Source organism: Streptomyces aurantiacus (assembly GCF_027107535.1).
Taxonomy (GTDB): Bacteria; Actinomycetota; Actinomycetes; order Streptomycetales; family Streptomycetaceae; genus Streptomyces.
In genome coordinates, this window is record NZ_CP114283.1 from 5,310,827 (window position 1) to 5,335,511 (window position 24,685).

Annotated in this window: 26 protein-coding genes and 4 pseudogenes; 15 read left to right on the forward strand and 15 right to left on the reverse strand. The window is 68.6% G+C overall.

Annotated features, from left to right (window positions below):
* The first annotated feature begins 68 nt into the window (after positions 1 to 68).
* From O1Q96_RS25665 to O1Q96_RS25680, 4 genes are all read left to right on the forward strand, one after another.
* Positions 69 to 1,085, forward strand: a complete 1,017-nt coding sequence (locus tag O1Q96_RS25665) for a sugar ABC transporter substrate-binding protein (protein ID WP_269250394.1) — start codon at positions 69 to 71, stop codon at positions 1,083 to 1,085.
* A 147-nt stretch (positions 1,086 to 1,232) separates the two neighbouring features.
* The gene (locus O1Q96_RS25670; RefSeq protein ID WP_269250395.1) at positions 1,233 to 2,246 is read left to right on the forward strand and encodes an ABC transporter permease; all 1,014 of its coding nucleotides are present in this window, start codon (positions 1,233 to 1,235) and stop codon (positions 2,244 to 2,246) included.
* Positions 2,243 to 3,079, forward strand: coding sequence for an ATP-binding cassette domain-containing protein (locus O1Q96_RS25675; RefSeq protein ID WP_269250396.1), 837 nt, complete (start codon positions 2,243 to 2,245; stop codon positions 3,077 to 3,079). The genes O1Q96_RS25670 and O1Q96_RS25675 overlap by 4 nt, the downstream gene beginning before the upstream one ends.
* 77 nt (positions 3,080 to 3,156) lie before the next feature.
* Positions 3,157 to 4,188 carry a LacI family DNA-binding transcriptional regulator gene (locus tag O1Q96_RS25680; RefSeq protein ID WP_269250397.1) on the forward strand — a complete coding sequence of 344 codons (1,032 nt, stop codon included), beginning with the start codon at positions 3,157 to 3,159 and terminating at the stop codon, positions 4,186 to 4,188.
* 438 nt (positions 4,189 to 4,626) lie between these two features.
* On the opposite strand, the gene O1Q96_RS25685 is transcribed toward O1Q96_RS25680, so the two are convergent.
* Entirely contained in the window at positions 4,627 to 5,175 is a 549-nt protein-coding gene (locus tag O1Q96_RS25685) for a TetR/AcrR family transcriptional regulator (RefSeq protein WP_269250398.1), read from the reverse strand.
* Between the two features lie 21 nt (positions 5,176 to 5,196).
* Entirely contained in the window at positions 5,197 to 6,696 is a 1,500-nt protein-coding gene (locus O1Q96_RS25690; RefSeq protein WP_269250399.1) for an MFS transporter, read from the reverse strand.
* A 202-nt stretch (positions 6,697 to 6,898) separates the two neighbouring features.
* On the opposite strand from O1Q96_RS25690, the gene O1Q96_RS25695 reads away from it, so the two are divergent.
* Genes O1Q96_RS25695 through O1Q96_RS25705 form a run of 3 tightly spaced genes read left to right on the forward strand, consistent with a single transcriptional unit; the run spans position 6,899 to position 7,792 of the window.
* Complete coding sequence (locus O1Q96_RS25695) at positions 6,899 to 7,174, forward strand: ankyrin repeat domain-containing protein (protein ID WP_269253717.1); 276 nt, start codon at positions 6,899 to 6,901, stop codon at positions 7,172 to 7,174.
* A gap of 59 nt (positions 7,175 to 7,233) precedes the next feature.
* The gene (locus O1Q96_RS25700) at positions 7,234 to 7,590 is read left to right on the forward strand and encodes a PRC-barrel domain-containing protein (protein ID WP_269250400.1); all 357 of its coding nucleotides are present in this window, start codon (positions 7,234 to 7,236) and stop codon (positions 7,588 to 7,590) included.
* Between the two features lie 28 nt (positions 7,591 to 7,618).
* Complete coding sequence (locus tag O1Q96_RS25705) at positions 7,619 to 7,792, forward strand: hypothetical protein (RefSeq protein ID WP_269250401.1); 174 nt, start codon at positions 7,619 to 7,621, stop codon at positions 7,790 to 7,792.
* A gap of 130 nt (positions 7,793 to 7,922) precedes the next feature.
* Here O1Q96_RS25705 and O1Q96_RS25710 read toward each other — a convergent pair whose 3' ends face one another.
* From O1Q96_RS25710 to O1Q96_RS25720, 3 genes are all read right to left on the reverse strand, one after another.
* Complete coding sequence (locus tag O1Q96_RS25710) at positions 7,923 to 8,384, reverse strand: GNAT family N-acetyltransferase (RefSeq protein WP_269250402.1); 462 nt, start codon at positions 8,382 to 8,384, stop codon at positions 7,923 to 7,925.
* A 39-nt stretch (positions 8,385 to 8,423) separates the two neighbouring features.
* Positions 8,424 to 8,951: an aspartate carbamoyltransferase gene (locus tag O1Q96_RS25715; RefSeq protein ID WP_269250403.1), complete on the reverse strand. Its 528-nt coding sequence runs from the start codon at positions 8,949 to 8,951 to the stop codon at positions 8,424 to 8,426.
* Between the two features lie 100 nt (positions 8,952 to 9,051).
* A complete protein-coding gene (locus O1Q96_RS25720; RefSeq protein ID WP_269250404.1) occupies positions 9,052 to 10,449 on the reverse strand; it encodes an MFS transporter in 1,398 nt (465 codons plus the stop codon).
* A 104-nt stretch (positions 10,450 to 10,553) separates the two neighbouring features.
* Between O1Q96_RS25720 and O1Q96_RS25725 the strand changes: the two genes are divergently transcribed.
* Together O1Q96_RS25725 and O1Q96_RS25730 are read left to right on the forward strand one after the other, a co-directional pair.
* A complete protein-coding gene (locus O1Q96_RS25725) occupies positions 10,554 to 11,168 on the forward strand; it encodes a TetR/AcrR family transcriptional regulator (protein ID WP_269250405.1) in 615 nt (204 codons plus the stop codon).
* Positions 11,169 to 11,498: 330 nt separating this feature from the next.
* Positions 11,499 to 12,002, forward strand: coding sequence for a DUF4396 domain-containing protein (locus O1Q96_RS25730; RefSeq protein ID WP_269250406.1), 504 nt, complete (start codon positions 11,499 to 11,501; stop codon positions 12,000 to 12,002).
* Between the two features lie 142 nt (positions 12,003 to 12,144).
* Here O1Q96_RS25730 and O1Q96_RS25735 read toward each other — a convergent pair whose 3' ends face one another.
* A complete protein-coding gene (locus O1Q96_RS25735) occupies positions 12,145 to 12,624 on the reverse strand; it encodes an ATP-binding protein (protein ID WP_419586946.1) in 480 nt (159 codons plus the stop codon).
* Between the two features lie 180 nt (positions 12,625 to 12,804).
* On the opposite strand from O1Q96_RS25735, the gene O1Q96_RS25740 reads away from it, so the two are divergent.
* The 3 genes and pseudogenes from O1Q96_RS25740 to O1Q96_RS25750 all read left to right on the forward strand — a co-directional run bounded on the left by O1Q96_RS25740 (position 12,805) and on the right by O1Q96_RS25750 (position 14,788).
* Positions 12,805 to 13,173, forward strand: a complete 369-nt coding sequence (locus tag O1Q96_RS25740) for an STAS domain-containing protein (protein WP_269250407.1) — start codon at positions 12,805 to 12,807, stop codon at positions 13,171 to 13,173.
* A gap of 478 nt (positions 13,174 to 13,651) precedes the next feature.
* Positions 13,652 to 13,885 (forward strand): annotated as a pseudogene (locus O1Q96_RS25745) (ANTAR domain-containing protein); the annotation flags it as partial.
* 729 nt (positions 13,886 to 14,614) lie between these two features.
* A complete protein-coding gene (locus tag O1Q96_RS25750; RefSeq protein WP_269250408.1) occupies positions 14,615 to 14,788 on the forward strand; it encodes a hypothetical protein in 174 nt (57 codons plus the stop codon).
* A gap of 130 nt (positions 14,789 to 14,918) precedes the next feature.
* Here the strand turns inward: O1Q96_RS25750 and O1Q96_RS25755 are convergent, their stop codons facing one another.
* From O1Q96_RS25755 to O1Q96_RS25770, 5 genes and pseudogenes are all read right to left on the reverse strand, one after another.
* Positions 14,919 to 15,152 (reverse strand): ANTAR domain-containing protein, encoded by a 234-nt coding sequence (locus O1Q96_RS25755; protein ID WP_419587069.1) that lies wholly within the window; start codon positions 15,150 to 15,152, stop codon positions 14,919 to 14,921.
* Positions 15,153 to 15,239: 87 nt separating this feature from the next.
* Positions 15,240 to 16,412, reverse strand: a pseudogene (locus O1Q96_RS25760) (PP2C family protein-serine/threonine phosphatase); the annotation flags it as partial.
* 212 nt (positions 16,413 to 16,624) lie between these two features.
* Positions 16,625 to 16,879: a hypothetical protein gene (locus O1Q96_RS25765; protein WP_269250409.1), complete on the reverse strand. Its 255-nt coding sequence runs from the start codon at positions 16,877 to 16,879 to the stop codon at positions 16,625 to 16,627.
* A gap of 167 nt (positions 16,880 to 17,046) precedes the next feature.
* Positions 17,047 to 17,163: pseudogene (locus O1Q96_RS44310) on the reverse strand (IS630 family transposase); the annotation flags it as partial.
* Between the two features lie 63 nt (positions 17,164 to 17,226).
* A complete protein-coding gene (locus O1Q96_RS25770; protein ID WP_269250410.1) occupies positions 17,227 to 17,739 on the reverse strand; it encodes a PadR family transcriptional regulator in 513 nt (170 codons plus the stop codon).
* Between the two features lie 56 nt (positions 17,740 to 17,795).
* On the opposite strand from O1Q96_RS25770, the gene O1Q96_RS25775 reads away from it, so the two are divergent.
* Positions 17,796 to 18,527: a cysteine hydrolase family protein gene (locus tag O1Q96_RS25775; protein ID WP_269250411.1), complete on the forward strand. Its 732-nt coding sequence runs from the start codon at positions 17,796 to 17,798 to the stop codon at positions 18,525 to 18,527.
* Between the two features lie 502 nt (positions 18,528 to 19,029).
* On the opposite strand, the gene O1Q96_RS25780 is transcribed toward O1Q96_RS25775, so the two are convergent.
* A complete protein-coding gene (locus O1Q96_RS25780) occupies positions 19,030 to 19,833 on the reverse strand; it encodes an MBL fold metallo-hydrolase (RefSeq protein WP_269250412.1) in 804 nt (267 codons plus the stop codon).
* Between the two features lie 289 nt (positions 19,834 to 20,122).
* Here O1Q96_RS25780 and O1Q96_RS25785 point away from each other — a divergent pair.
* Positions 20,123 to 20,542: pseudogene (locus O1Q96_RS25785) on the forward strand (hypothetical protein); the annotation flags it as partial.
* 418 nt (positions 20,543 to 20,960) lie between these two features.
* On the opposite strand, the gene O1Q96_RS25790 reads toward O1Q96_RS25785, so the two are convergent.
* The 3 genes from O1Q96_RS25790 to O1Q96_RS25800 form a co-directional block, all read right to left on the reverse strand.
* Positions 20,961 to 21,596, reverse strand: coding sequence for a DUF6461 domain-containing protein (locus tag O1Q96_RS25790; protein ID WP_269250413.1), 636 nt, complete (start codon positions 21,594 to 21,596; stop codon positions 20,961 to 20,963).
* Between the two features lie 170 nt (positions 21,597 to 21,766).
* Entirely contained in the window at positions 21,767 to 22,105 is a 339-nt protein-coding gene (locus O1Q96_RS25795) for a thioredoxin family protein (RefSeq protein WP_269250414.1), read from the reverse strand.
* 296 nt (positions 22,106 to 22,401) lie between these two features.
* Positions 22,402 to 23,541, reverse strand: a complete 1,140-nt coding sequence (locus O1Q96_RS25800) for a PucR family transcriptional regulator (RefSeq protein WP_269250415.1) — start codon at positions 23,539 to 23,541, stop codon at positions 22,402 to 22,404.
* A gap of 87 nt (positions 23,542 to 23,628) precedes the next feature.
* On the opposite strand from O1Q96_RS25800, the gene O1Q96_RS25805 reads away from it, so the two are divergent.
* Complete coding sequence (locus O1Q96_RS25805) at positions 23,629 to 24,684, forward strand: ferredoxin reductase (RefSeq protein WP_269250416.1); 1,056 nt, start codon at positions 23,629 to 23,631, stop codon at positions 24,682 to 24,684.
* Position 24,685: the final 1 nt, after the last annotated feature.

The following is a 24,685-nucleotide window of genomic DNA, read 5'->3' on the forward strand; positions in this document are numbered from 1 at the left end:
GATGACACTCCGGGACGGCATGCTCCGAACCCGGCCCCGTGCCGCCCGCTATCCATCAGGAGTCGATCATGTCTCGCACCACTCGCCTGTCCTCCTCCCTCCTCAGAACCGCCGCTGTCGCGGGCGTCGCGGTCCTCACCCTGACGGCCTGCGGATCCGGCTCCGGATCGGATTCCGCCGGTTCCGGTTCGGGCGAGGTCAAGGTCGGCCTGATCACCAAGACCGACACCAACCCGTTCTTCGTGAAGATGAAGGAAGGCGCCGAGAAGGCCGCCGACGCCGAGGGCGTCAAGCTGATGACCGCGGCCGGCAAGTTCGACGGCGACAACGCCGGCCAGGTCACCGCCATCGAGAACATGGTCGCCTCCGGTGTGAAGGGCATCCTGATCACCCCGAGCGACTCCAAGGCCATCGTGCCCGCGATCGAGAAGGCCAGGGCCAAGGGTGTCCTGGTCATCGCCCTGGACACCCCGACCGACCCGGAGAGCGCCGTCGACGCCCTCTTCGCCACCGACAACCTCAAGGCGGGCGAGCTCATCGGCAAGTACGCCAAGGCCGCCATGAAGGGCAAGACCGCGAAGATAGCCGCCCTCGACCTCGCACCGGGTGTCTCCGTCGGCGTCCAGCGGCACAACGGTTTCCTCAAGGGCTTCGGCGCCACCGACAAGGATGTCGCCTGCGCCCAGGACACCGGCGGCGACCAGGCCAAGGGCCAGACGGCGATGGAGAACTGCCTCCAGAAGGAGCCGGACATCAACGTCGTCTACACCATCAACGAGCCGGCCGCGCTGGGCGCGTACACCGCACTCAAGGCCAAGGGCCGGGAGAAGGACGTTCTGATCGTCTCCGTGGACGGCGGCTGCACCGGGACCCAGGCGGTCAAGGACGGCAAGATCGCGGCCACCTCGCAGCAGTACCCCCTGAAGATGGCCGCCGAGGGCGTCAAGGCCGTCGTGACGTACGCCAAGGACGGCAAGAAGGCGTCCGGCTACACCGACACGGGCGTCACCCTGATCTCCGACAAGGCCCAGGACGGGGTCGCCTCCAAGGACACCGCCTACGGCCTGGACAACTGCTGGGGCTGAGCCGGCCCCTGAGGCCCGTACGACTGCGCCTCCTCCTTCGAAGGGGCGGCCGTCCCCTTCCCCCTGACCGGGGGACGGCCGCCCGCTTGTCCTCTTGTCCTCCGACCAGGGCGGGCAACGACCTCTGTCTTCCGACAAGGACTTCGCATGACAGCCACGACCACGCCCCCGGGCACGTCCTCGCCGTACGCCGAGCTCAAAGCACCGACCACGGCCCGCCGACTGCTCACGGCACCGACCACCGGCCCTCTGGTCGCCCTCCTTTTGGCCTGCGCCTTCTTCTCCCTCTCGACCGACCAGTTCCTCACCGGCGGCAACTTCTCGCTGATCGTGCAGCAGGTCATGGTCGTCGGCACCCTCGCCATCGGGCAGACCCTGATCATCCTCACGGCGGGCATCGACCTGTCATGCGGTGCCGTGATGGCGTTCGGCAGCATCGTGATCGCCAAGATGGCCGCCGAGGGCTCCCTGCCCCCGCTCGCCGCCATCGCCCTGGGCCTGGTCGTCTGTGGCGGATTCGGGCTGCTCAACGGCCTGTTGGTGCAGAAGATCCCGCTGCCGCCGTTCATCGTCACCCTCGGCATGCTCAACGTGGCGTTCGCGCTGACCCACATCTACTCCGAGGAGCAGACGGTCACCAGCCTGCCCGGCCCGCTGACGGCGCTCGGGCAGACCTTTCCCCTCGGCAAGACCGACATCACCTACGGCTCCCTGGTCACCATCGCCCTGTTCCTCCTCCTCGCCTACGCACTGAGCGGCACCGGCTGGGGCCGGCACGTCTACGCGCTGGGCAACAGCCCCGAAGCGGCACGGTTGAACGGCATCCGTACCACCCGGCTGACCATCGGCGTCTACACCGCGGCCGGCGTCCTCTACGGCATCGCCGCCGTGCTGCTCATCTCCCGGACCGGGGTCGGCGACCCGCAGGCGGGACAGACCGACAACCTCGACAGCATCACCGCCGTGGTCCTCGGCGGCACCAGCCTCTTCGGGGGACGCGGCTCGGTCCTGGGCACCTTCATCGGCGTTCTCATCGTCGGCGTCTTCCGTAACGGCCTGCAGCTGATGGGCGTCGCCTCCATCTACCAGACGCTGATCACCGGCGTCCTGGTGATTCTCGCGGTGACCGTCGACCAGCTCTCCCGGAAGAAGGCCCGATGACCGCCACCTCCTCCCCCACGCCCGTGCTCCAAGCCCGGGGTCTGGTCAAGCGCTACGGCCACGTCACCGCCATCGACGGAGCCGACTTCGACCTGATGCCCGGTGAGGTCCTCGCCGTCATCGGCGACAACGGAGCCGGCAAGACCAGCCTGATCAAGGCCCTCACCGGAGCGGTGACCCCCGACGCGGGCGAGATACGCCTCAACGGCGAGCCCATCACCTTCTCCGGGCCGCAGAGCGCACGCGCCCACGGCATCGAGACGGTCTATCAGGACCTCGCCGTGGCCGCCTCCATGGACATCGCTTCGAACATGTTCCTGGGACGTGAACTGCGCCGCCCCGGCGTCCTCGGCAGTGTCTTCCGCATGCTCGACAAGAAGCGCATGCGCGAGGAGGCCGCCGAGCACATGGCAGACCTGAAGATCGGCCTGCGCTCGCTGACCCAGTCGGTCGAGACCCTCTCCGGCGGACAGCGGCAGGCCGTCGCGGTCGCCCGCTCCGTCGCCTGGGCCCGCAGCGTCGTCGTCATGGACGAACCCACCGCCGCCCTCGGAGTCAAGGAGTCCGGCCAAGTCCTGGGCCTGATCCGCCGGGTGCGGGACAAGGGCATGCCGGTCGTCCTGATCAGCCACAACATGCCGCACGTCTTCGAGATCGCCGACCGGATCCACGTTCACCGGCTGGGCAGGCGCGCTGCCGTGATCAAACCCTCCGACTACTCCATGGCCGAAGTCGTCGCCATCATGACCGGCGCGCTCACCGTCGACGCGGCCGGAGATACTGTCGTAGCGGATTCCGCGGCGGCGAAGGCTGCGGGAGTCCAGGCCGACTGACGCCACGATCGAGACACTCACAGGTTCCGGCCGAAGGCCGCGGCCGGAACCGACGAGCGCAGGGAGACCGTTCTTTCATGGCAGCGAATCGCCGCCCCACCCTGGCCGACGTCGCCCGAGAAGTGGGCGTCAGCGCCAAAACCGTCTCCCGCGTCCTCAACGAGGACGGACCCGCCTCGGCAGAGACCCGGAAGCAGGTCCTGGCCGCCGTGGCCAAGCTCGGCTTCCAGCCGAACCTCATGGCCCGCAACATCCGCGTCGGCGGACCCGACACCACCGTCGGGCTGGTCATCCCCGACCTCGCCAACCCCTTCTTCGGAGCCGTGGCCCGCGCCATCGAGGACACCGTCCGCGAACGCGGACTGACGCTGCTCATGGGATCCTCCGCCGACGACCCCGAGCGCGAACGTGCCCTGACGGACAAGTTCCTCGCCCGCCGCATCAGCGTCCTGATGGTCGTGCCGTCCGTCGGCGCCGACCACTCCCACCTCAAGTCCCACCGCGCCGCTGGCCTGCCCGTCGTCTTCCTCGACCGCCCGGGCGCCGGCCTCCCCACGGACAACGTCGTCAGCACCAACCGCACGGGCTCCTACGACGGCGTCGCCCACCTCATCACCCACGGCCACCGGCGCATCGGCTTCATCGGTGACCTCCCTACCAAGCTCTACACCCGCCGTGAACGCCTGGCCGGCTATCGCACCGCCCTTCAGGAAGCCAGCATCCCCGCCGACCGCGCCCTGATCACCAACGCCCACGACCAGCACGGTGCTTCCATCGCCACGTCCCAACTCCTGGGTCTGGCCGATCCCCCCACTGCCCTGTTCGCCGGCAACAACATCGTCGCGCTGGGCATAGTGACCGAACTCGCCCGCACCGGCCGAAAGGACGTGGCGGTCGTCGCCTTCGACGACGTAGCCCTCGCGGAAGCACTCGAACCCGCCCTGACCGTCGTCGCCCAGAACCCCGAGGAGATCGGGAGAACCGCTGCTACCACCGCCCTGGCCCGCCTCGACGGTGACCGAACCCGCGCCCGCACCATCACGGTCCCCACCCGCCTCATCATCCGAGGGTCGGGGGAGCGTCCTGCTCCGGTGCTGCAGAAGGCGTGACCGTGTAGTCAGAGGAGTGCGGTTTCGGCAGAGGACGACCTCGGGTCACGCCGAACGCCAACGGTTGCGTCCGTCGGAGCCGGGCCAGCACACCATGGGTGGACCGGCGCGGGTCACGCCGGTGGCACCGGGGGGCGAACAGAAGGACCCCCGGGTGGACGACCGTTGCGCCACCGCCGCCAGTCGATGACGCGCCGATGACCTCTTGGGCGGCGACCAACGTCGAAGGCCTCGCACTCGACGGCCGCCGGCTGCGGGCCGTACGCAACGACGACAAAAGATCGCCCCCTACCGGCTCAGCCCCGGTCTGAGCAGCGGCACTCTGGAGAAGGAGATCACCGGCCCTGTCTTCGCCGTCCCCACCACCGCGGCGCTCTTCGGCAACAAGCTCGCAGCCGTCAACGCGCACTTCGACACCGGCTCAGGGGCAGGGCAGGGTCAGGTGTCGTCGCGGTTGAGGGTGCTGGCGATGCGTTCGGCGAGTGCGTGGCGTAGTTGGGAAGGCAACCGTTCGGCGGTGAGGGATTCGTACAGCCACAGGCCGTCGGCAGCGAGGCGGGCGATGAACTGGTCGAGCGTGTCTGGTGCGTCGGCGGCGGTCGTGGTCAGGGGTGGGGCCCATCGTTCCATGACCGCGTTCCAGGGGGCCGCGTGTCCGGGGGTTGTGGATCCTTCGAGCATGAAGAGGAGCTCGGCCCGTGTGGCGCTCTGGGTGGCGACGCGGGTGTAGGCGGTCAGCCGCTCGGCGGGGGTCGCCTCGTGGGCCGGATTTCCCGCCGCCGCAGTCATCTGCGCCTCCCACTGGTCGGCGAGGTGTTGGTGGATGCCCTGGACGAGGTCGTCGCGCGAGGCGAAGTGATAGAGGAGCCCGCCCTTGGTCAGGCCGGCCTCAGCGGCGACGGAGTCGAAGGTGACGCTCTTGACGCCTTCGCGCTCCACGACGCGTGCCGCCGCTTCGAGGATCTGGGTTCGTTTGCTGGTCCGCATGGATGCTCCCGGGGCGGGGTGTCAGTGGTGTGCAGGGGAGGACAGAGTGGATCCGGGGCCGTGGTGGCGCAGGAGGAAGCCGGTGACGATCGCGCCCGCAGCGATGACGGCGGTGACCACGATCATGACGGTGAAGTAGGCGCCGTCGAAGGCGTTGGATGCTGCGCTGATCAATGCCGGGTTGCCGTCCCCGGCCAGTGCGAGCGCGCTGTCGATGCTGTCGCGTGCGGAGTCCGGTGCTCCGGCCGGCAGGTCTATCGTCGCCGTATAGACGGCGGTCAGGAGACTGCCGAGCAGCGCGACCGCGATGAGGCTGCCGAACTCGTAGGACACTTCCTCCACGGAGGAGGCCATGCCCGCGCGGCGGGCCGGAACGTTGCCCATGATCGCGCTGGAGGCGACGGACATGGCCGCTCCCAGACCGGCGCCCGTGATGAGCAGCCCGGTGATGAGCAGCCCCATGCTGGTGTCGAAGTTCAACAGGACCAGCACGGACCCGACCGTGCTGAGCGCCAGACCACCCGCGACGAGGGGCAGCAGCCCGACCCGGTGCAGGCTGGCGCCGCCGGCCATGGCAGTGGGCAACGCCCCCACGGCGACCGCGGCGACCAGCAGCCCGGCGCGCAGCGGGGTGAAGCCCTCCACGAGTTGGAACCGCTGCGTGGTGATCAGCTGGATACCGGCGATGGCGAACATCGAGAACCCGGCGGCCAGGACTCCGGCGAGGAAGGCCCGGTTGCGGAAGATCGCCAAGTCCAGCAAGGGATAGGGCAGACGGCGCTGCCTCCGGGCGAACGCCCAACCGCCGACCAGGGCAGCGAGGACGGCGACAAGGACGAGCAGGGGCGCGGGTTGCGTCTTCGCGGTTTCCTTGATCGCGATCACGAGGCCGACCAGAGCGACGAGCGCGAGAATCGAGGAGGTCAGGTCCCACCGCTTGGTGGAGTCCGCGTCGTTGGGCGGCGCAAGGACCAGCGTGGCGACCAGAGCCAGGATGACGACGGGCACGTTGATGAGGAAAACCGACCCCCACCAGAAGCTTTGCAGCAGGAGCCCGCTGATGATCGGGCCAAGTGCGCTGCCCACAATGGCCAGAGTGCCCCAGATGGCGATGGCCACGTTGCGCTCGCGCTCGTCCTCGAACGTGATGCGGATCAGGGCGAGCGTCGCAGGCATCATCGCCGCCGCGCCGACGGCCAGGAACGCCCGTGCCGCGATCAAGGTCTCTGGTGTCGGGGAGAACGCGGCAGCAAGCGAGGCGGCGCCGAAGACCACGAGGCCGATGAGGAACATCCTCCGGTGCCCTACCCGGTCCCCCAGAGTGCCGCTGCCCAGCAGCAGCCCGGCCATCACTACCGGATAGGCGTTGATGATCCACAATGCCTCCGAGCTACTCGCCCCGAGTTCCTCCACCAACGTCGGCAGAGCTGCGTACAGGATCGAGTTGTCCAGCGTGATCAGCAGGAGCCCCGCACTCACCACCGTCAGCAGCAGCCAACGCCGCCGCGCACTCAGAACCATCCCCGCACACCTCTCGATCAGCACCGGCATTCCCTCATAACTGTACCTTCCAAAAGGTACAGTTATGAGGGCGGTGTGGCCGCACGTTGCTCGTGGCGCAGCGTGACGGCTTCCCTGTGGCGGGTATGGGAACCAGCTCATGCACCGGTTCCGGCACATCGATCCCGCCCGGGAACTGGTCCATGAGCGGTTGAATGCCGCCGTGGAGAGCACCTGGACGCCGGCTCATCAGGCGGTGGAGGACGAAGACGCGGAGGCCTTGGCCCTGATCGTGGCCAACGGAGTCGACCCTGATGAGGTGTGCCACAGCATGACGCTGCTGACACACGCCGTCGACGTGGAAGGCGACGGCGCACTGCACAACGGGAGCCCGCTGTCCGTGCACACCGCGGCGGTACTGCTTGCCATGGCAGCCGTACGCGCCGGGACCGGCCTCCCGGAAAGATGCGACGGCGTGGGTCCGGTTCGGGCGGGCTGAGCGGGGAACTCAGAGAAGTGCCTTGATCGGGCACACCGCCATGCGAAGGGAAATCCGGCATGATCCAGAGCGCGGATATCCGTGAGTGGCGCACGCATGACGTCATCGACGCGTTCGGACACAAGATCGGCACGCTGGAGTCCGTCTACGTGGACACCAGCACTGACGAGCCGACTATGACCACTGTCCAGGTAGGACTGCCCACTCGCCGCCGCTTGGTCTTCGTTCCGCTGGTGGACGCGATCGTGGGGCCCGGCTACGTCAAGGTCGACTACGACAAGTCGCTGGTGAAGAAGTGCCCGGCGATGGGCACGGACGATGTCCTGCCCGCCAAGGACGAGGCCGCCATCTTCGCGCACTACGGCCTTCCTTATCAGCCCGGCGCGGACGGTGAGCGGCAGCTCGCCCGCCGCTGACCAGTTTCATCGAGGAGGTGCTTGCGTCATGACGCTCTTCCTGGTCCTCGTCATCGTGGCGATCGTGCTGGGCATCATTGGCGTGGTCGCCGAAGGGCTGTTCTACCTGCTCATCATCGGCGTCGTGGTGCTCGTCGCCGCTTTGGTGTACCTGGGAATGCACCTGCAGCGCTCCGGCCGACACCGCCGCCCGCTGCGCTGAGGCATCATGAGGGAGCCAGGCCGGTACCCTCCAAGAACCGGCACGCGGTGGAGGTGATCGCCGCGGGGGCGACACCGCGCTCGCCGCCCAGCAGTTGCTCGCCACACGATGGGCGGGTGGCGGCAGCCGCCTACGGCTCCGCCCGCGGTCCGCTGGCGCCGGGCCCCCCGCCCATCACGCGGTACATGCCGATCGATTCGTGCGCGGCGGTGTCGGCGAAGCCGAACCTCTCGTACAGGAAGCGCGCCGGGCCGTCCGCGATCAGCGAGACGTAGGCGGTCGCGGGCGCCCGGCGCTCCAGTTCCTCGGTGAGTGCGGCCATGATGCGCTTGCCGAGGCCGCGTTGCTGGTGGGCGGGGTGTACGCACACATCGACGATCTGGAACGCGGTACCGCCGTCACCGATGACGCGTCCCATGCCGATCGGCTCTCCTTCGTGGTGGAGGACCACCCCGTGCCAGGTGTTGGGCAGGGCGAGCGCAACCGCCTCGGGGGTCTTGTCCGAGAGGCCGGCATCGGTTCGCAGGCGGCGGAAGACCTCGATGGAGGGCACACCCCCGCTCAGCTCGTAAGGATCACTCAAGTCATTCACTTCCGGGTGCCGGGCCTGCTCCGATGTTGGGCTCGTTGGTCAGTGGCCGGATTCGGCATGGTCCCCGTGGTCGCTGAGCTGCGCTTTGAACCAGTCGTGCAGTGCGTCGACCAGCGCGGGTTCGTCCGTGGCGTAGGTGAGGGTGGCCCCCTCGGGCCGTTCCCGGTATCGCACCTCGATGCGTTCGTAGCCCTTTTGCAGTTCGGCCAGGCCCGGCATGCTGTTGCCGTGGATTTGGGCGGGGTCGCCGAAGTCTCCCTGGCTGAACGCTTTGGCCTCCTGCTGGAGGTGGGTGCGTATGAGGCCGACCTGCTTGGTGTCGTCCGGCTGGTCGGCGACGACGTCCTGCACCCCGCCCGTCTTGGTGGGCGTGAAGTGGTGGGTGGTCTGTTCGAGGTCGAAGGGCATCACGGTCTGACCGCGTTCGGCCACCGTTTCCTGCCGGTCGGTCCGCCCGTCATCACCCTTCTCCTGCGGGTTCCCGATCAGCAGGAACGCGACCAGTGCCGCGACGACACCACCTGCGGCGATGCCGGCCGTCCAGAGCCGGCGCTTGCGGTTGTTCATCCAGTGCCTCCGTTGGGCAGTTCGAGGGCGTGCGTGAAGCCCAGTCGTTTCGGTGGGGGCGCAGCGATCGTGTGGTCAACGCCTGGTGGATGGCGCGGACTTACTCGCTCTTGGACGGGATCAGCCACAGGGTGATGACGGCGGAGAGTGCGGCCACACACGTGGCCACGAGGAACGCGTCATCGAAGCCCGAGGCGGCGTTGACCCCGGTGCGGGCGGCGATGCTCGCGGCCGCGGCACTGGAGACGGCCGCAGCGCCGATCGAGGCACCGAACTCGTGGAAGGTGCTGACGATCCCGGAGGCCACACCGGCCTCATGGGGAGCGGCACTGCTCAGCGCGGTGGCCGCGGCGACGACGAACAGCGCGCCCAGCCCCGCCGCAGCGACGCTCACACCAGTGACCATGGCAGGGGTTCCGGACCAGAGCACCGGCACGAGGAAGCCGACGGCTGCGACGGCCAGGGCGACCGCGGCCAGCAGCCGTGCTCCCAGACGGCCGATCACCCGTCCGGCAGCGGTAGCGGCGGCCATCGTCACCAGCGCCACCGGCAGGAACAACACGCCGGTCATCAGAGCACCGTGGCCCTGATGGTTCTGAAGGTAGAACGAGCCGAGGAAGAAGGTCCCCACCATCAGCGCCGTGGTGACAGCGATCACGAAGGTGCCCGCAACCACCGGACGCCGGCCGAGCAGACGCAGATCCATCAACGGAGCTGCCGCCCGGCGCTGCCACGCGGCGAAGGCGGCATAGGCGGCTGCCGAGAAGGCGACCAGGACGCCGGTGACAGTGTCGAGCCAGCCGTGGTCACCGGCACGGATCACCGCGTAGATGAGGGCGCCGCTCGCCGCGGCGACCAGGGCGGCCCCGGGGACGTCGAGGGAACCGGTGGCCGCGCGGGGCAGACTCGGCAGGATCCGGGCGAGTGAGACGAGGACGATCAGGCCGACGGGGACGTTGACGAAGAAGACCCAGGCCCAGCCCGGGCCGGCCGTGATCAGCCCGCCCAGCAGTACACCGAGGGCGGCACCGCCGCCGCCGAGCGCCGACCAGATGCCCAGCGCGCGGTTGCGCTCGTCGCCGTCGAACAGCCGCACCACCACGGAAAGGGCGGCGGGCGAGAGCATCGCGGAGCCCGCCCCCTGGGCGATCCGCGCGGCGAGCAGCAGCGGGGCGCCGGTGGCGAGCCCGGCGGCCAGCGACGCGACGGTGAAAACGGCAAGGCCTGCCAGGACGATCCGCTTGGCACCGAACAGGTCAGCCGCCCGGCCGCCGAGCAGCATCAGGCTCCCGAAGGTGAGGGCGTAGCCGCTGACCACCCAGGTCAGTGCGGCGCGGCCCAGGTCCAGTTCGGCACCCATGTGGGGCAGTGCGATCGCGACCACGGTGATGTCGAGGATCAGCATCAGCTGGGCCAGCCCCAGCAGGCCCAGGGCCGCCCAGCGCAGCGGATGAGGCTCATCCGGTGCGTGGGTGGTGGTGGTTTCCGTGTCGCTCATGACGCTCACCCCTCATCGTTAAGTCGAACAAGAGTGTTCACGTTATACGCCCCAGGGGTATAAGCCAAACAGCCCTGTACGACTTGTCGGGGTACTGTGGGCGCATGGGCAGCAAGAACTCCACAGCCGCCAAGCGCGCCGACGCCTTGCGCAGCATCGACGCGATCGTGCAGGCCGCCGCCGCATGCCTGGGACGTAACCCGGAGGCGAGCATGAGCGAGATCGCGCGTGTAGCGGGTGTGGGCCGGGTGACGCTGTATGCGCACTTCGCCTCCCGGGCAGAGGTCGTCGACGCGGCGATGAGCCGGGCCATCGACTGGGGCAACGAGGCACTGGACGCGGTCGATCTGACCGGTGACCCGCTGCTCGCCCTCGCGCGTTACGTCGAGGCCGGCTGGCACCTGGTGGACCAGGCGCGGGCGCTGCTCGTCGCCGCGCAGAAGGAACTCTCCGCAGGACGCATCCGCGAACTGCACAGCGGGCCTGCCGCCCGGGTCGAGACACTGGTCGCCCGCGGCCGCGCCGAGGGCGTCTTCCGCTCGGACCTGCCGATCACGTGGCTGATCAATGTTCTGCACACGACCATGCACAGCGCCGCGGAGGAGATCCGCGCCGGCCGCCTCACCTCCGACCGCGCCGCCCACCACATCACCGCCACGGTCCTCGCCGCCTTCACACCCCCGGGCACACCGGTACCCGAAACCGACGGCAGGGCATAACACCGACAGTCCACGCCGAAGGGCTCGGCACGGGAGGAGCCGCGGGCGGCCGGGGCGGGGCCACACGGGCCATCGGGCCCGCCCGTCACGGGATGCCTCGCGCGGCGAGATGGCCAAGGTCGTCATCACCTCGCAGACCGCCGAGATCTCCAGGATGAACAACCTCCTCGGCAGGAGCTGACCCACACCAGCAGTGGGGATGTGCCGGGACGGCCCGCACACCCCCACCGCCTGCCTCGCTCCACCTCTCTGGAATACCCCCTAGGGGTATATAGTTGTGGTGTGAGACACGCGCACGGGCCACACTGGACGGGAATGGGGATGACGGTCATGGACCACACCGCACACCACACCAGCACCGCTCACGACCACGCCGCACACCAGGTGAACGGCGGGCATGGCGGAGCGTCCTGGGGAACGGCGGCGAAAGCGACGTTGCACTGCCTGACCGGATGCGCGATCGGCGAGATCCTCGGCATGGTCATCGGCACCGCCCTGCTGTGGGGCAACGTACCCACCATGATCCTTGCGATCACCCTGGCCTTCGCCTTCGGCTACTCCTTCACCCTGTTCGCCCTGCGCAGGGCGGGCCTGGACTTCAAAAGCGCCGTCAAGGTTGCCCTGGCCGCGGACACCGTCTCCATCGCGATCATGGAACTCGTCGACAACGGCATCATCGCCCTCAGCGGCGCGATGGACGCCCACCTGTCCGACTCCTTGTTCTGGACGGCACTGCTCGGCGGCTTCGCCGTCGCATTCGTGATCACAACCCCGGTCAACAAGTGGATGATCGGCCGAGGCAAGGGCCACGCCGTCGTCCACGCCTACCACTGACCTCCCACTGGGGCGCCTCGCAGCAGGGGACCGAGGGCGGCTGGTGCTGGATCTCCGCGGCCAGGCTCGTCTCGGTGGTGCGTCGGCCGAGGTAGTAGAAACCTGGAACGCCTCAAGCCGCCCGGTACGGCGGCGGACGCCGCTACTGGGGGTGGCGTCCGCCGATATGGCCTTCGGGATCGTCGAGCAGGGCGATGCGGGCGGTGATGCGTTTGCCGACCGTCTCCCGCTGGACCTCGAAACCCTGAGCGACAGCCATGACAATCTCCAGACCGTGCTGCCCGACCCTGCCCACGTCAGCAGCGCGGGCCACCGGCAGAACCGGATCACTGTCCCAGACGACCACTTCCACCGCGGCGCCCACAATGCGCAGCTCCATCAGCACCGGTCCGGGAGCGTACTTCCGGGCGTTGGTCACCAGCTCGCTGACCACCAGCTGCGCCAAATCCATCGCGCGCGCCGACACCGGCAGGCCGTGCTCAGCCTGGACACGGGCGAGGAAACCCGCCGCACGGTGGCGCGCCTGAGCGATGACGGACCCGTCACCGTCCAAAGCGACCGTGTCTTCAATCGGATGGGCACCACACACCCCGCCGCCCTCACCCTCGGGAACTGCATCCACCGGGTCCACCTTGATTCTTCCCCCATTCACACGCTGCGCTTACCCCACACCCTCTCTCACATGTGCCTGTACTCCCGCTAAAATAGTGAACGGTTGTTCGCCGTATCGTCGGGGCAGGCTTGCAGCGCACAGCGTCTCGGATCCCCAGTCCCCCCGTCAGTGAGCACAGTCGAGGAATCGGTGACAGACAACACCCACAGAGCGCCCGAGCCCGGCCGGCTGTCGATCAGCCACACCACCGTTGACGGCATCCGGGTAGTCACCCTGTGCGGTGAGATCGACCAGACCGTCAAGGACGAGTTCACCGAAGCCTTGCTGTCCCGTGACGGCGTGGCACCGCCGCGGGTGGTGGCGGACCTCAGCGGGGTGACCTTCATGGACTCCAGCGGCATCAACGTCTTCGTCTTCGCTCACCGGGCCGTGAGCAGCGCTCAGGGATGGCTACGCATCGCCGGCGCCCAGGAAGCCGTCCTGCGGGTTCTTCAGATCGTCGGCCTGGACGAAATCATCCCCTGCCACCCCACCCTCGAGCGGGCCCTGACCGCCTGAGCCTGTGAGCAGGGGTGAGTGGAAGGTCATGGCGTCTGGGTGACCGCCTGGATGAGCCGAGCGCACCAACAGTGCCGACGCCCGATGCTGGAGGAGAGACGTTCCGGGCGTTGGTGCCGGAATCCCTCGTGGTCGGCGAAGCGGCGGCTGTGCCTTGTCGAGGGGCCGATGGCCGCCGCAGCGCTGGGCATCCGTTCTGATTCTTGGACTGGAATCCCCCAGTCCCCTCCCCGCCACCGCATGCTGAGGCCAGTCCACGGCGCGTGTGCGGGACCGGCGGCAAGGGCACGCGTGGGTCATGTGACCCTCCCGACATACCGGTGCCCCGCGTGGCCGCTCCGGAGTAGGCGCTGCGGCGAACGCCAGCGCCTGCCACGGCTTCCACCGCTCACGCCCCAACGACGACGCCGCCCCCGCCACCCCGGCCGAGGCCGCCGCGGACGCCGAGCGGTGGCGCAGCGAAGCCCAGCAGCTCAGAAAGGCGATGAAGAACCGTCCCACCATCGACATGGCACGCGGCATCCTGATGACGGCCTGGTCCTGCAGCCCCGACGACGCCTGGGAGATGTTGGTGACGGTCTCCCAGCACAGCAACACCAAACTCCACGACGTGGCCGAAGCACTGGTAGCCGCGACAGCCCGTCAGGAACCACTCCCCGCAAAGCTGCAACACCATCTGGCACCCGCACTGGCCGCCCGACGACGCGAATGAACCGGACGGGTGTCGGGCGCGGCGGGATGGCTGCGCATCGCCGGTGCTCAGGAAGCCGTCCTGCGAGTCGTTCAGATCGTCGCCCGGACCAGCTCATCCCCTGCTACCCCACCGTCGAAAAGGCCCTTACCGCGTGACTGTTCAAGGCCTTCCGGGCAGCGGTGCGAGCTGCTCTCGCCGGGTCTGCCCGGCTGCCACGTTCGGGCGAGGTCACTTGAGGGGGCCCGAGACCGCAGCAGTCACGGGCACGCATATTCCAGCTTGGCCCGACCGGGCCAAGCTGGATTCCGTACCGAAAAGCTGGTTACCCATCTGAGTACCCCGTCCGGCAGAGCGGCGGGTCGGCTGTCCTCGGCGCCCTTGCCGGCGCTGGGGATTGCGGTCGGCCAGAGCCCGCTCCCCGCAGCGAACGGTCCGCGGGCTCCGGCCGCGTCCTCGCGGCCGGATTTCGAGTGGGGCGACTCCCGCGCGCCCCAGGCCGCAAGGACGATCCCGCGCGAGTTCTTGCGTCACAGGCAGACGCGAGCACTCGCGCACGGCGGTCGTCGCCCGCCACCGACGAAGGGCGGCGGCCGCCCCTTCAACTCTCCCAGCCCCGCCTTGATGCCGCCCCATTCCAACTCGGTCGGGCCGCCGTACTTTCCCTCCGTTCTCCGTGGCATCCACACCAGACAGCACCCCGGCAGCATCCTCACCCCGCCTCTCAACGCAGTCTGACGTGTGCCAGAGATGAGCCGGCTTGCAACACCTCTCGCCGGCATCACCCACCTGGCGTCCTATCAAGCTCGCACCTTCGCGGAACTCGCCGCCGAGTGGCCCCGCACCGGAAAACTGCGCGCCGATATCCGCACCGAGCTGGACCAACAGCCCGAGCACGTGCGAACCCCGCGCGCACAGGAATGAGGAGCGTGTCCGCCGGGTGGGCGGACCGTTGACGACGTAGCGCGCGTCGGGCTCCCTGTGCGGGTGCGCGTCGTGGGGCCCGAACCTCGCCCCGGTCTCAGGCCCCGTCCTTAAGTACCTGACACCTCCCTTAGCGGGGCGGGTCGGATGCGTCTCCCGGTAGGTGCCGCTGCACCGCTGCTTCCAGCTCCCGGCGCACCGGCTCCGGCAGCGGCTGACCCAGGGCCCAGGCCATCAGGGATTCCGCGACCGAGAGCGGCTCGGTGCCGGTGCGCCGGGAGACGTCGCGGAGCACGTCGAGCCCTGCGGCCGGTGAAATGCCGTGAACCGCGATGAGAGCACCAATGGCCCGGTCGACCGCCACCTGGGAGTCGACCGTATGCGAGACCTTCTCGTCGACTCTCTCCAGCCGATCTCCCCTGAGCAGGCTGGAGTTGCCCGGGCTTTCGTGCTGAGGGCCGTGCCAGTCAAGGCACAGGACGGTGGCGTCATCTCTGGGCGGCTGGCCGTTGTAGGCGTCGGCCACCGCGGCGACCAGCGTGCGGACCACCTCCCGCGGGTGATCGGCAGCCGTCGCGCGGATGAGGCCGGGCAGGTCGACGGTGTCTGCTTCGCGTTCCTGCATGCCGTCGGTGAAGAGCACGAGACGGTCACCGGGGCGCAGGTCGAGATCCTGCACCTGATACGGGCCCTTGTGCGCTGCGACACCAAAGGGCAGGTTCACCGCCAGACGCAGTTCCTCGACCCTGCCGTCGCGCAGGCGCAGGGGCCAGGGGTGGCCGGCGTTGACGAGCTGGGCACCGCTGCCGTCCAGGGCGATGCGCACCAGCTGGCCGGTGGCGAAGGTCCGCCGGCCGTGGTCGAGGAGGGCCTGGTGGGTCTGGCGGGCCTGTTCGGCCAGACCGCTTCCGGCGCGGCGGGCGCCCCGGGAGGCGTTGACCAGAAGGGTCGCCATCAGTGAGGCGTCCACGTCGTGGCCCATGGCATCGGTGACCGACAGGTGCAGGGTGTCCTGGTCGAGGGCGTAGTCGTAGGTGTCGCCGGCGATGTCGGAGGCCGGCACCAGGGCTCCGGCGAGATCGAATTCGGGAGCTTCGCAGGAGGGGGCCGAGGGCAGCAGCTGGCGCTGGATCTCCGCGGCCAGACTGACCGTGGTGGTGCGGTTGCCCCAGTGGTAGAGGTCGGTGAAGCGGCGGTCGGTGACGATGATGTACGCCAGCGCATGCGCCGCCTCCTCCACCTGCTCCAGCACGTCCTCGGTGACCTGGGTGAGGAACAGCTCCAGGACACCGATGGCGTCCCCGCGATTGGTGACCGGGGCGAGCACCCGCCAGCCCTGCCCGTCCTCCGGTGCCTGGACGAGCCTCTGGGTGCGCAGAACCTCGTCATAGACGCTGCTGCCCGCGAGAGGGACCTGATCGGGATGGCGCTCCTCGTAGTGCGTGGCCGCCTGATCGCTGACCCGCAACAGGCGCCGGCCCACGACATCGACGAACAGGAACGACACGTACCGCGCCCCGAACCGCTCACGCAGATCACGCGCCACGACATCCAGCGAACGCACCGGCGCGGCATCCTCCGCCGCCGCCAGCACCTCCGCCAGCCCGAACCGATCAAGCAGCACTTCAGCCTCCCCAAGCCGCGAACCCTACTTACCGACACAGCAGGCCTCGCCGCTGCGGCCCCCCGCCTCAGCACCTGCGTGCTTGGCAAGAGACCCGATCACACGTCCTTACCCCGGACCACAGCCCGCAGCCCTCTTCCTCACCACACAACGAGACGGATGCATCACAGAACCGGCGCACGCCGGCCACAACCAGCAGCGGGCAGTGCCAGTCAGCCGGCCGGTTGGCGGAAGGCGTCGATCGCGGTGCGCACCTCGCGCGCACGCTTCCATTCGCCGTACCAGTCGGCGTCGTAGCTGCTGAAGCGCCGGAAGCGCAGCCCCGCCCCGGCCCGGAGCAGGGTGTGGGACCAGCCCGTGTCTTCCCTCCAGGTGAGCCGGAGACCGTCCGGGCCGGCGCAGCGGGACACGTCCCAGGTGAGCACCAGGTACATGAGCTCGCCGTACGCCCGGCCGGTGCGCTCCACCCGGACGATGCCCGGCGGAATGCCCCGGTCGGTGAGGGCCTGGTCGACGGCCTTGGCGTAGGACCAGTACGGCAGCAGGTCAGGGTCCAGGAGCCCCGGCGGGTTTCTGGATCAGGGGGCACCGGGCGTAGCCGGCCACAGCATGGCCGCTTCCATGCACTGCGGTGCAGCACCCTCTGCGCCCGCCCCCAGGTCACCACCGACCCGGTGCCACGGCGGATGATCCGCAGAAGCGGCCTGCCCTCGTCGTCATCCATTTCACGGACGCGTACTGGTTCTGCCACCCGCACGGTCTCGCGGGAAGACAGAGCGTCAAGGGTGCAGACCGGCGGGGCCTGGCGGTGTCGTCAGCCCAGAACCTCCCGTAGCCAGGACCGTTCCGCGTGGCTGGTGGCGCGCGCGATGGTGAGCATGCCGCGACGGTAGGGGTCGCTGGTGTCCTCAGCGCGCAGTGGGCGCTCGCCGTCGTGGAAGAAGCTTGCGGGCTGCTGCAGGAATTCGAGGCGCCGACGCAATACCGCGTGCTGGTCGGCGGTGTCGGGGAGCTGGGAGAGGAAGGCCAGGATGGTGAAGTATCGGGTGCTGTCGCTGATGTCCAGGCCGCCGGCATCCCTCAGCCGGCGCAAGAGCTCGGTGCGGCCGGCGGCGGTCAGGCTCAGCGTATGCCGCTGGGCGGCCGAGGCGCCCGGCTCGGCTCTGCGATCCAGTAGCCCGGCGTTGACGAGTCGGTTGATTGCCGGATAGAGGCTGCCGTCACTGACCGGTCGGGCGTGGCCGGACAAGTACGCTATCCGACGGCGCAGTTGGTAGCCGTGCAGCGGCCCGTTGGCCAGGAATCCCAGGATCGCGAGTTCCAGCATGCTGCTACTCTCGCACATCGAAACGAGGTACCTCGAACCGATGTAAGGATATGGGGATGTCGTACACCGAGGAATGGGTGACCGCGCGGGCGCGTGTCGCCTACGAGCACGGCCGGGCATCCTTCGATGTAAGGCCGGAGCGGACGGCGTTACTGGTCATCGACATGCAGGATGAATTCGTCCGACCCGGCTGGAGCCCCTACTGGGTGCCAGCGGCGACCCGGATGGCGCCAAGACTGCGTCGACTGGTCGAGGGATGCCGTTCCGCCTCTGTCCCGGTGATCTGGACCATCTTCGACGACACGCATCTCGGACTGGACCGGCCGAAGGCCCTGCCTTACCTTCCGCACGCCGACACCGGCTGGCGTCGGCCGGGCCCAGCCGAGGTGTGGGACCAGATGGGTCGCCGCCCCGACGAGGCCCTGCTCCGCAAGCCCTCGTACGGCGCGTTCTACGACACCCCGCTCGATACGATGCTCCGCAACCTCGGCCGCGACACGGTCATTGTCACCGGAACGCTCACCAACTACTGCTGTGGCACCACAGCCCGGCAGGCATACGAGCGCGGCTACAAGGTCGTGTTCGGGGCAGATGTCACGGCCACCGACGACGAGTCTCGGCAAGAACCAGAACTCGCCGTCCTACGCAAAGGCTTCGCACTCGTCTTGACCGCCGAGGAGATCACGAACGAACTGGCCACAGCCGAGGCCCGCTTTCGAGAGGTAGCCGACAGGCAAACGTTGGCAGATGCGGCACTAGCGGCACATCCTGCGGAAGACCGGCACTGAGCGTGAGTTGCAACGTCAGACCAGACCCGAGTGTCTTTTGTGAACGCATAGCTCCTGACGGGCGGCGGCTGAGCGCCTTCCAGGCGGCCCTGGTCTTGTCCCCCGCGTCACCGTCGATGCCGCCGGTGTCGTAGCCGAACAATATTCTCGCTCGGCAAGTACGTATGGAGAACAGCACGGACCTCCTCCAGCGCCTGGTCCTTCGATTCCCGCCCACGACAGAGGAATCGGCGTACAACTCACCGTTGAAGTACAGCGCGATCACAGCCCAGTTGCCCATGCCCACTCCCCCTCGGCGCCGCCGACAGTCGTCCACAGCACAGCCGCCGGAACAAGAGCAATACAGAGGGCCCGGTTACCCGCGCCGCTGTGAAGCACCTCGTTCCGTGCCCCCGATGTCGCCTTGTCCTCCCGGGCGGTGAACGGGTGGGACCTCGATACGGACCGACTGGCCAGCGCCGCGCAGCTGCCGGCGCACTTCGTCGCCTCCGACGTGCTGCGGTCAGCGGGTGATGAACGGCTCTGTCAGGTGCGGGGTCGCGAGGTGGAGGGTCCCGGCGGGCCAGCTGCGGAGCACCTGCTGCCTTGAGGTTCTTGCCTGCTCAGGGTCCATCTCGTGGGAGTAGGCGAGTTCGGGGTGGAGCAGCTGGATCGCGTGCACGAGCAGGTCACCGGTGACGGCGACCAGCTCGCGCCCGGACGTGACGAGCACGCTCTGATGCCCGGGCGTGTGACCGGGCGTGGCGAACGCGCGCTCGCCTCTGCGCAGCAGGGTGTCGCCGTCGAGCAGACGTAGCTGATCGGTCTTTTGGAGCGGGGCGATCACCGTGGACCGCAACTGCGCGTTGACCTCCTCGATCACGTCGAGTTCGGCCTGCTGCAACAGGTATTCGGCGTTCGGGAAGAACGGCCGCGCCTGCTCGCCGCCGACAACGGCCCAACCCACGTGGTCGGTGTGGAGGTGCGTGAGCACCACGGTGTCCACATCGGATGGATCGATACCCGAGGCGGCCAGCGAAGCCGGGAGAGCCCCGGGCACGGGCGCCCACGAGGCTGCCGGGCTGTCGGCCGGGCCGATCCCCGCGTCGACCAACGTCACGCCCTGGTCGCTGCGGATCGCGAAGGCGCGGAATTGGAGCCACCAGCGCCCGGCTCCGTCGAGTGCGCCGGGATCGAGCTGGTCGGCCGCCGCCCACTGCTCGGTGGTGGCGTCGGGGAACGCCTCCGACCTGGGGGAGAAGAACGGGCCCGCGCCGTCGGCGAGTGCGATGACGGTGTACGGGCCGACCTGGAGGGAAGGGGGCATCTCCCAGATAGTGCCACCGGCGGGCGGCCCACGACCAGGCGAGTTGCCCGGAGTTCACCCCAGGCCGACAGCGGAAGTTGCAGCGTAAGGAAGCCCGCACGCCTTCGATGATCGCAAAACGGCCCCTCGACCGTGTTGCTGGGGGCAGGCCGACGCGGCGACCTGGGTCCCGTTCTCATCCCCCACCAGATAGGAGGTCTCCTGCTGGTCCTGGACCGCTCCCCCGGACCGGGCGTTCGCCTTCGACGAGTTCGGGCCGCTGAGGATCCGGCCCTCCACAGGCTCGGGCATGCACAACAGCGAGGCCGGAGCCTGGAAGGTCGCGGCCGAGGTGTACTTCCGGGACGGCGGCGGTGACGTTGATGATGAGGGCCTCACCGTCCACGTCAAGCGCAACTCCCGCCTGACCGTGAACGCCTCACCCGAGCCGGTGACCAAGGACAGCACCATCACCGTGACCGGAAAGGTCACGCGAGCCAACTGGGAGACCAGGAAGTACGCCTCCTACGAAGGCCGCCTGGTGAGCCTGCAGTTCAAGCCCACCGGAGCCTCCTCCTACACCACGGTGAAGAAGGTGTACGCGAACGGCTCGGGTGATCTCAAGACGACCGTGAAGGCATCCAAGACGGGCGCGTGGCGCTGGGTGTATTACGGCAACGCCACCACCGGGCCGTCGACTTCGGCCGGGGATGACGTCGTAGTGCAGTGAATTCCCTGAGCTGCCTCTCGACCTGCTCGGCAACCATCTCCCCCGAAGCTGCTCTATCGCGTCAAGCGGTGAAGGGGCGATCTTCGAGCTTCTGGATGTCCTCTGGTTCGGGCGTTCGATGAGCTTGAAGATCTGGCGGCGATGGTCCACTGCAGACATCGTTGTGTGTCTCGGGAGGTCTTGCCCTCGGCCGCCCGGCGGGCGATGTAGGTCTTGGTCACCGGGTCCGGCCGCATCCTGATCATCGTGATTGTGTGCAGTGCTCGAATCAACTGCCGGGAGGGGTCCGTGCCGCGGTGTCGGATACGGCACGAGCCCCTCCTCTTGTTCCGGGTATCCCGTGCCGGATGGGGGCGCTGAGCAAATCCAGTGCATCGGCTCCACCGCATGCGCTCGGCGAGGTTGTCGGAGGGCGGCGTCAGGTGAAAGCGGCTGCCGGAAGCTCTGCCTCTGTCTCCTCAATGGGGAGGTAGATGCCGAGTTCGCTCTCCAGGAACCGCAGGAACGCGACATCGCCCAACTCGTCACCGTTGTGCACGAAGCCGAGCGCCACCTCGGCTGGGACACCGTTGGTAAGGTGCGGCAGGCCAGGCTCGAAGGACGTCACCTCATTGCCGCGGCAGGCATAACCGACGTGGCTGAAGCCCTTTGCGTTGCGATGCACGCAGAACGCCCGCCCCCGCTCGGACAGCGCCGCGAGGTACGTGCCCGTCCGGCAGTGGAATTCCTCCAGCGCAAACGCCCAGCCGGCCACCGAGCCCGCTCGGACGATGGTCTCCGGCGGGGCGGGCAGAAAGCCGGCGCTCGTCAGCTGGGCAACTGCCGCTTCGTCTTCCCAGTCCAGGAAGTCGAGGTCACTGATGTGGTCCTCCTCATCCCGCAGCAACAACTCGTACGCTGCGGAGCGGCTGAGCATGACAACGTCGCGCTCCTCGGCGCCGACGCGACGCAGCAGCTCGTACGGCGAGAGGCCCTCACTGAGTGCGAGCGTGAAGCTGGTGCTGTAGGCATCGGTTATCCAGCTCAGCCCGTTCTCCGTAGGTCCCCGGTTCATCAAGTCGCCCTTCCCGCACGGTGGCCGGTGCCGCGCAGTTGGCCGACGGCACTGCTCTGGACGGCATTATGTGCCTTGTGGGGAGTGTCTCAGCCCCGGGGAGTCTCAGGCGGCGCAGCCCTCATGACGAGATGTGACGGGCGTCGCGGCCACGTGGCCTCAGCGGCCGCTCAGAGGTGGCCGTCCAGGAACTTCCGTACCTCGGTGATGGTCATGGGACCCGTGCCGTGCGCCACCGCCTCTCCCTCCTTCAGCAGGACGTAGGACGGGGCTCCGGTGATCCCGTATCGCTCGGTCGCAGCCGGGCAACGCGTGATGTCGGCGCGTACGGCCGTCAGACGGCCCGTGTAGTCGTCGGCGATGCCACCCACGACGAGGTCCATCACCCGGCAGGGCTCGATTGCCTTGGGCCATGTCCCGGTGAAGTAGGCGAGGACCGGAACTGCGCTCATCCCGAGAATGAAATTGAACTCCGCGTCCTCACGGGGTCGGTGAACCCGCATCGCCATGGAAGCTCCTGCCGTCACATTCCGTCGTTCCATCCCCATCATCCCTTGCCCGGCGTGCCAGGCCGGCCTGTGCGCATCGTCCACCGGATCCAGTCGCGCCGTATCCGCCACCACGCTTCTCCGAAACAGCGCCCCCGACGGGCTTCCCGAAGCCTTGTCCGGTATGCGCATCAACCCCCGGTCTCAGCCGGCTCATACCGCTCTTCGCCGGCCCGCATGAGCCGGCTGACGGCGCCGAGAACGAGGCACATTCCTGGACCGTTCGCGGACGTGGTCGTGGACGGTCGAAGTACGCGTCAGTTGCCCCGTAGACCGACCGCCAGCGTCAGTTCGAGGACCCGGTGCGGCGATGCGAGATCCGGAAACAGCTCCCGCAGCTGCGACATCCGGTACCGGACCGTCTGGGGATGGACGAACAACACCGCCGCCACCTCGTCACGCCTGCCCTGGTGCAGCAGCCACGCGCGCAAAGTCTCCTCCAGCTTCCGTGCGGTCGCGACAGGCAGGGTCCGCAACGGTGCGAGGGCTCGGGCACGCAGGTCTGCGAACGCGTCCGCGTCGGCGCTCAGCACCAGCTCGGGCAGGTGATCCTCGGTGTCGCGAATATCGGAGGAGAGGGAGCGGGCGCGTACGGCTCGTGCGTACGAGGCGGACGCACGAGTCCATGGCCGGGCCGGGCCGACCACGGCGGTGCGGTCGGTCAGCTGCCGCAAGAGATGTGATCGGTCCGCATCGGGGACGAGCAGCACACCGGTGGCGTCCGGCAGATCGTCGAGGACGAGGGTGCTCGGGTCGAGCACGCGGTAGGCGGGCCGGGCCTGGGCGGCGGGCAACAGGACCGCGGTCAGCGAAACCGGAGGCTGCCACCCGGCCCGTTGAACAGAGGCCAGCAGCACGTCCGGGCTCGCGCCGGCGAGGAGGTCGCGGACCAGTTGTTCCAGGTGGCGCTCATGAGCCCGGCCCCGGACGGCCAGTTCGTCGGCGTGGCCCGCGGCACTGGCGGCGGAGAGCTCGTCGATGTAGGCGAAGGTCAGCTCGGCGAACTTGGCGACCTCGGCGGCGGGCAGACCTGCGGGTACGGCACCCGCGGCGAGGCATCGCCAGGCCACGCGGGCGCCGACGCGGTAGGCGCTGAGGAGGGCGTCCATCGAACGGCCGTCGCGCACCTCGCCGCGGCCCAGCTCGTAGGCTGCGTCACCGGCGTCGCCGCCCGTGGCGTTCCCGCTCGCGAGGTCCAGGTAGTGACCCAGGGCGGTGCGGACGGCTCGGCGGATGGTGCCGCCCATGCGGCCCGACAGGGCGTTGGCGTAGGGAGGGACCTCGTCGATGATCGCCTGGACGACCTCGTCGGCGGTGCTCTTCAGCGCGGCCCGAAGTGCGGTGACCGTCACCTCGTCCAGGGCCAGCTCGGTGGCCCTCCGGATTGCATGGCTCATGTTTTTGTTCCCTGCGAACAATTCAGCCCACCAGATTTACGTCCTGTGGTCAGGACTTTACGCCCTGAGGCGCAGCAAGCTGAAGTCATGACGAGTACAGCCCTTCGCAGCAGGGCGTGGAAACTGCTGGAGATGGTCACGACGCCGCTGCTGCCGTCGGACTACCTCGACCTGGTCAGCCCGCTGCGTGCGGGCGCTGACCTGCGTGGGCGCATCGAGGCCGTGCACCCCGAGACGGGAGACGCCGCGACTGTCGTGATCAGACCGGGACGGGGCTGGCGCGGCCACACAGCCGGTCAGTACGTGCGGATCGGGGTCGATGTCGAAGGGGTGCGTCTGTGGCGTGCCTACTCCATCACCTCGCCGACAGACCGCCAGGACGGCCGCGTCACGATCACCGTGAAGGCGATCCCGGACGGCAAGGTCAGCAATTACCTGGTCCGCAGGGCGGAACCGGGCACGCTGATCCAGCTCGACCAGGCGACCGGTGACTTCGTGCTGCCGCAGGCCAAGCCCGCCAAGGTGCTCTACCTGACGGCCGGCAGCGGCATCACACCTGTGATGGGCATGCTGCGCAACACCGAGTTCGACGACGTCGTCATGGTGCACTGCGCGCCACAGCCGCAAGACGTGATCTTCCGCAACGAACTGCACGACCTGGTCGCGGACAAGAAGCTGCGGCTCACCGAGGTGCACACCGACACCGACGGCATGCTCGACATCGCCCGTCTCGACGAACTCGTGCCCGACTGGGCCGAGCGCGAGACCTGGGCCTGCGGGCCCGCGGGCCTGCTCGACGCCGCCGAGGAGCACTGGACCGAGCACGGGGTACAAGAGCGCCTGCACACCGAACGCTTCCGCCCCAGCATCGTCGTCGCCGGCGACGGTGGCGAGGTCAGGTTCAGCACCACCGGCAAGACCGTCGACGCGGACGGCGCCACGCCGTTGCTGGACGTCGGCGAGGAGGCGGGCGTGCTCATGCCGTCCGGGTGCCGCATGGGCATCTGCTTCGGCTGCGTCACGCCGCTCAAGGCGGGCGCAGTCCGCGACCTGCGCACCGGCGAGATCACCGAGGCCGAGCCGGGCGTCCTCATCCAGACCTGCGTGTCCGCCGCGGCGGGCCCCTGTGACATCGAACGGTAGG

Coding starts and splice junctions, on each gene's coding strand:
- O1Q96_RS25665 (WP_269250394.1), top strand. CDS start 69: ATGTCTCGCACCACTCGCCTGTCCTCCTCCCTCCTCAGAACCGCCGCT.
- O1Q96_RS25670 (WP_269250395.1), top strand. CDS start 1,233: ATGACAGCCACGACCACGCCCCCGGGCACGTCCTCGCCGTACGCCGAG.
- O1Q96_RS25675 (WP_269250396.1), top strand. CDS start 2,243: ATGACCGCCACCTCCTCCCCCACGCCCGTGCTCCAAGCCCGGGGTCTG.
- O1Q96_RS25680 (WP_269250397.1), top strand. CDS start 3,157: ATGGCAGCGAATCGCCGCCCCACCCTGGCCGACGTCGCCCGAGAAGTG.
- O1Q96_RS25685 (WP_269250398.1), bottom strand. CDS start 5,175: ATGCGGACCAGCAAACGAACCCAGATCCTCGAAGCGGCGGCACGCGTC.
- O1Q96_RS25690 (WP_269250399.1), bottom strand. CDS start 6,696: ATGGTTCTGAGTGCGCGGCGGCGTTGGCTGCTGCTGACGGTGGTGAGT.
- O1Q96_RS25700 (WP_269250400.1), top strand. CDS start 7,234: ATGATCCAGAGCGCGGATATCCGTGAGTGGCGCACGCATGACGTCATC.
- O1Q96_RS25705 (WP_269250401.1), top strand. CDS start 7,619: ATGACGCTCTTCCTGGTCCTCGTCATCGTGGCGATCGTGCTGGGCATC.
- O1Q96_RS25715 (WP_269250403.1), bottom strand. CDS start 8,951: ATGAACAACCGCAAGCGCCGGCTCTGGACGGCCGGCATCGCCGCAGGT.
- O1Q96_RS25720 (WP_269250404.1), bottom strand. CDS start 10,449: ATGAGCGACACGGAAACCACCACCACCCACGCACCGGATGAGCCTCAT.
- O1Q96_RS25725 (WP_269250405.1), top strand. CDS start 10,554: ATGGGCAGCAAGAACTCCACAGCCGCCAAGCGCGCCGACGCCTTGCGC.
- O1Q96_RS25730 (WP_269250406.1), top strand. CDS start 11,499: ATGGACCACACCGCACACCACACCAGCACCGCTCACGACCACGCCGCA.
- O1Q96_RS25750 (WP_269250408.1), top strand. CDS start 14,615: ATGAGCCGGCTTGCAACACCTCTCGCCGGCATCACCCACCTGGCGTCC.
- O1Q96_RS25770 (WP_269250410.1), bottom strand. CDS start 17,739: ATGCTGGAACTCGCGATCCTGGGATTCCTGGCCAACGGGCCGCTGCAC.
- O1Q96_RS25775 (WP_269250411.1), top strand. CDS start 17,796: ATGTCGTACACCGAGGAATGGGTGACCGCGCGGGCGCGTGTCGCCTAC.
- O1Q96_RS25780 (WP_269250412.1), bottom strand. CDS start 19,833: ATGCCCCCTTCCCTCCAGGTCGGCCCGTACACCGTCATCGCACTCGCC.
- O1Q96_RS25790 (WP_269250413.1), bottom strand. CDS start 21,596: ATGAACCGGGGACCTACGGAGAACGGGCTGAGCTGGATAACCGATGCC.
- O1Q96_RS25795 (WP_269250414.1), bottom strand. CDS start 22,105: ATGGCGATGCGGGTTCACCGACCCCGTGAGGACGCGGAGTTCAATTTC.
- O1Q96_RS25800 (WP_269250415.1), bottom strand. CDS start 23,541: ATGAGCCATGCAATCCGGAGGGCCACCGAGCTGGCCCTGGACGAGGTG.
- O1Q96_RS25805 (WP_269250416.1), top strand. CDS start 23,629: ATGACGAGTACAGCCCTTCGCAGCAGGGCGTGGAAACTGCTGGAGATG.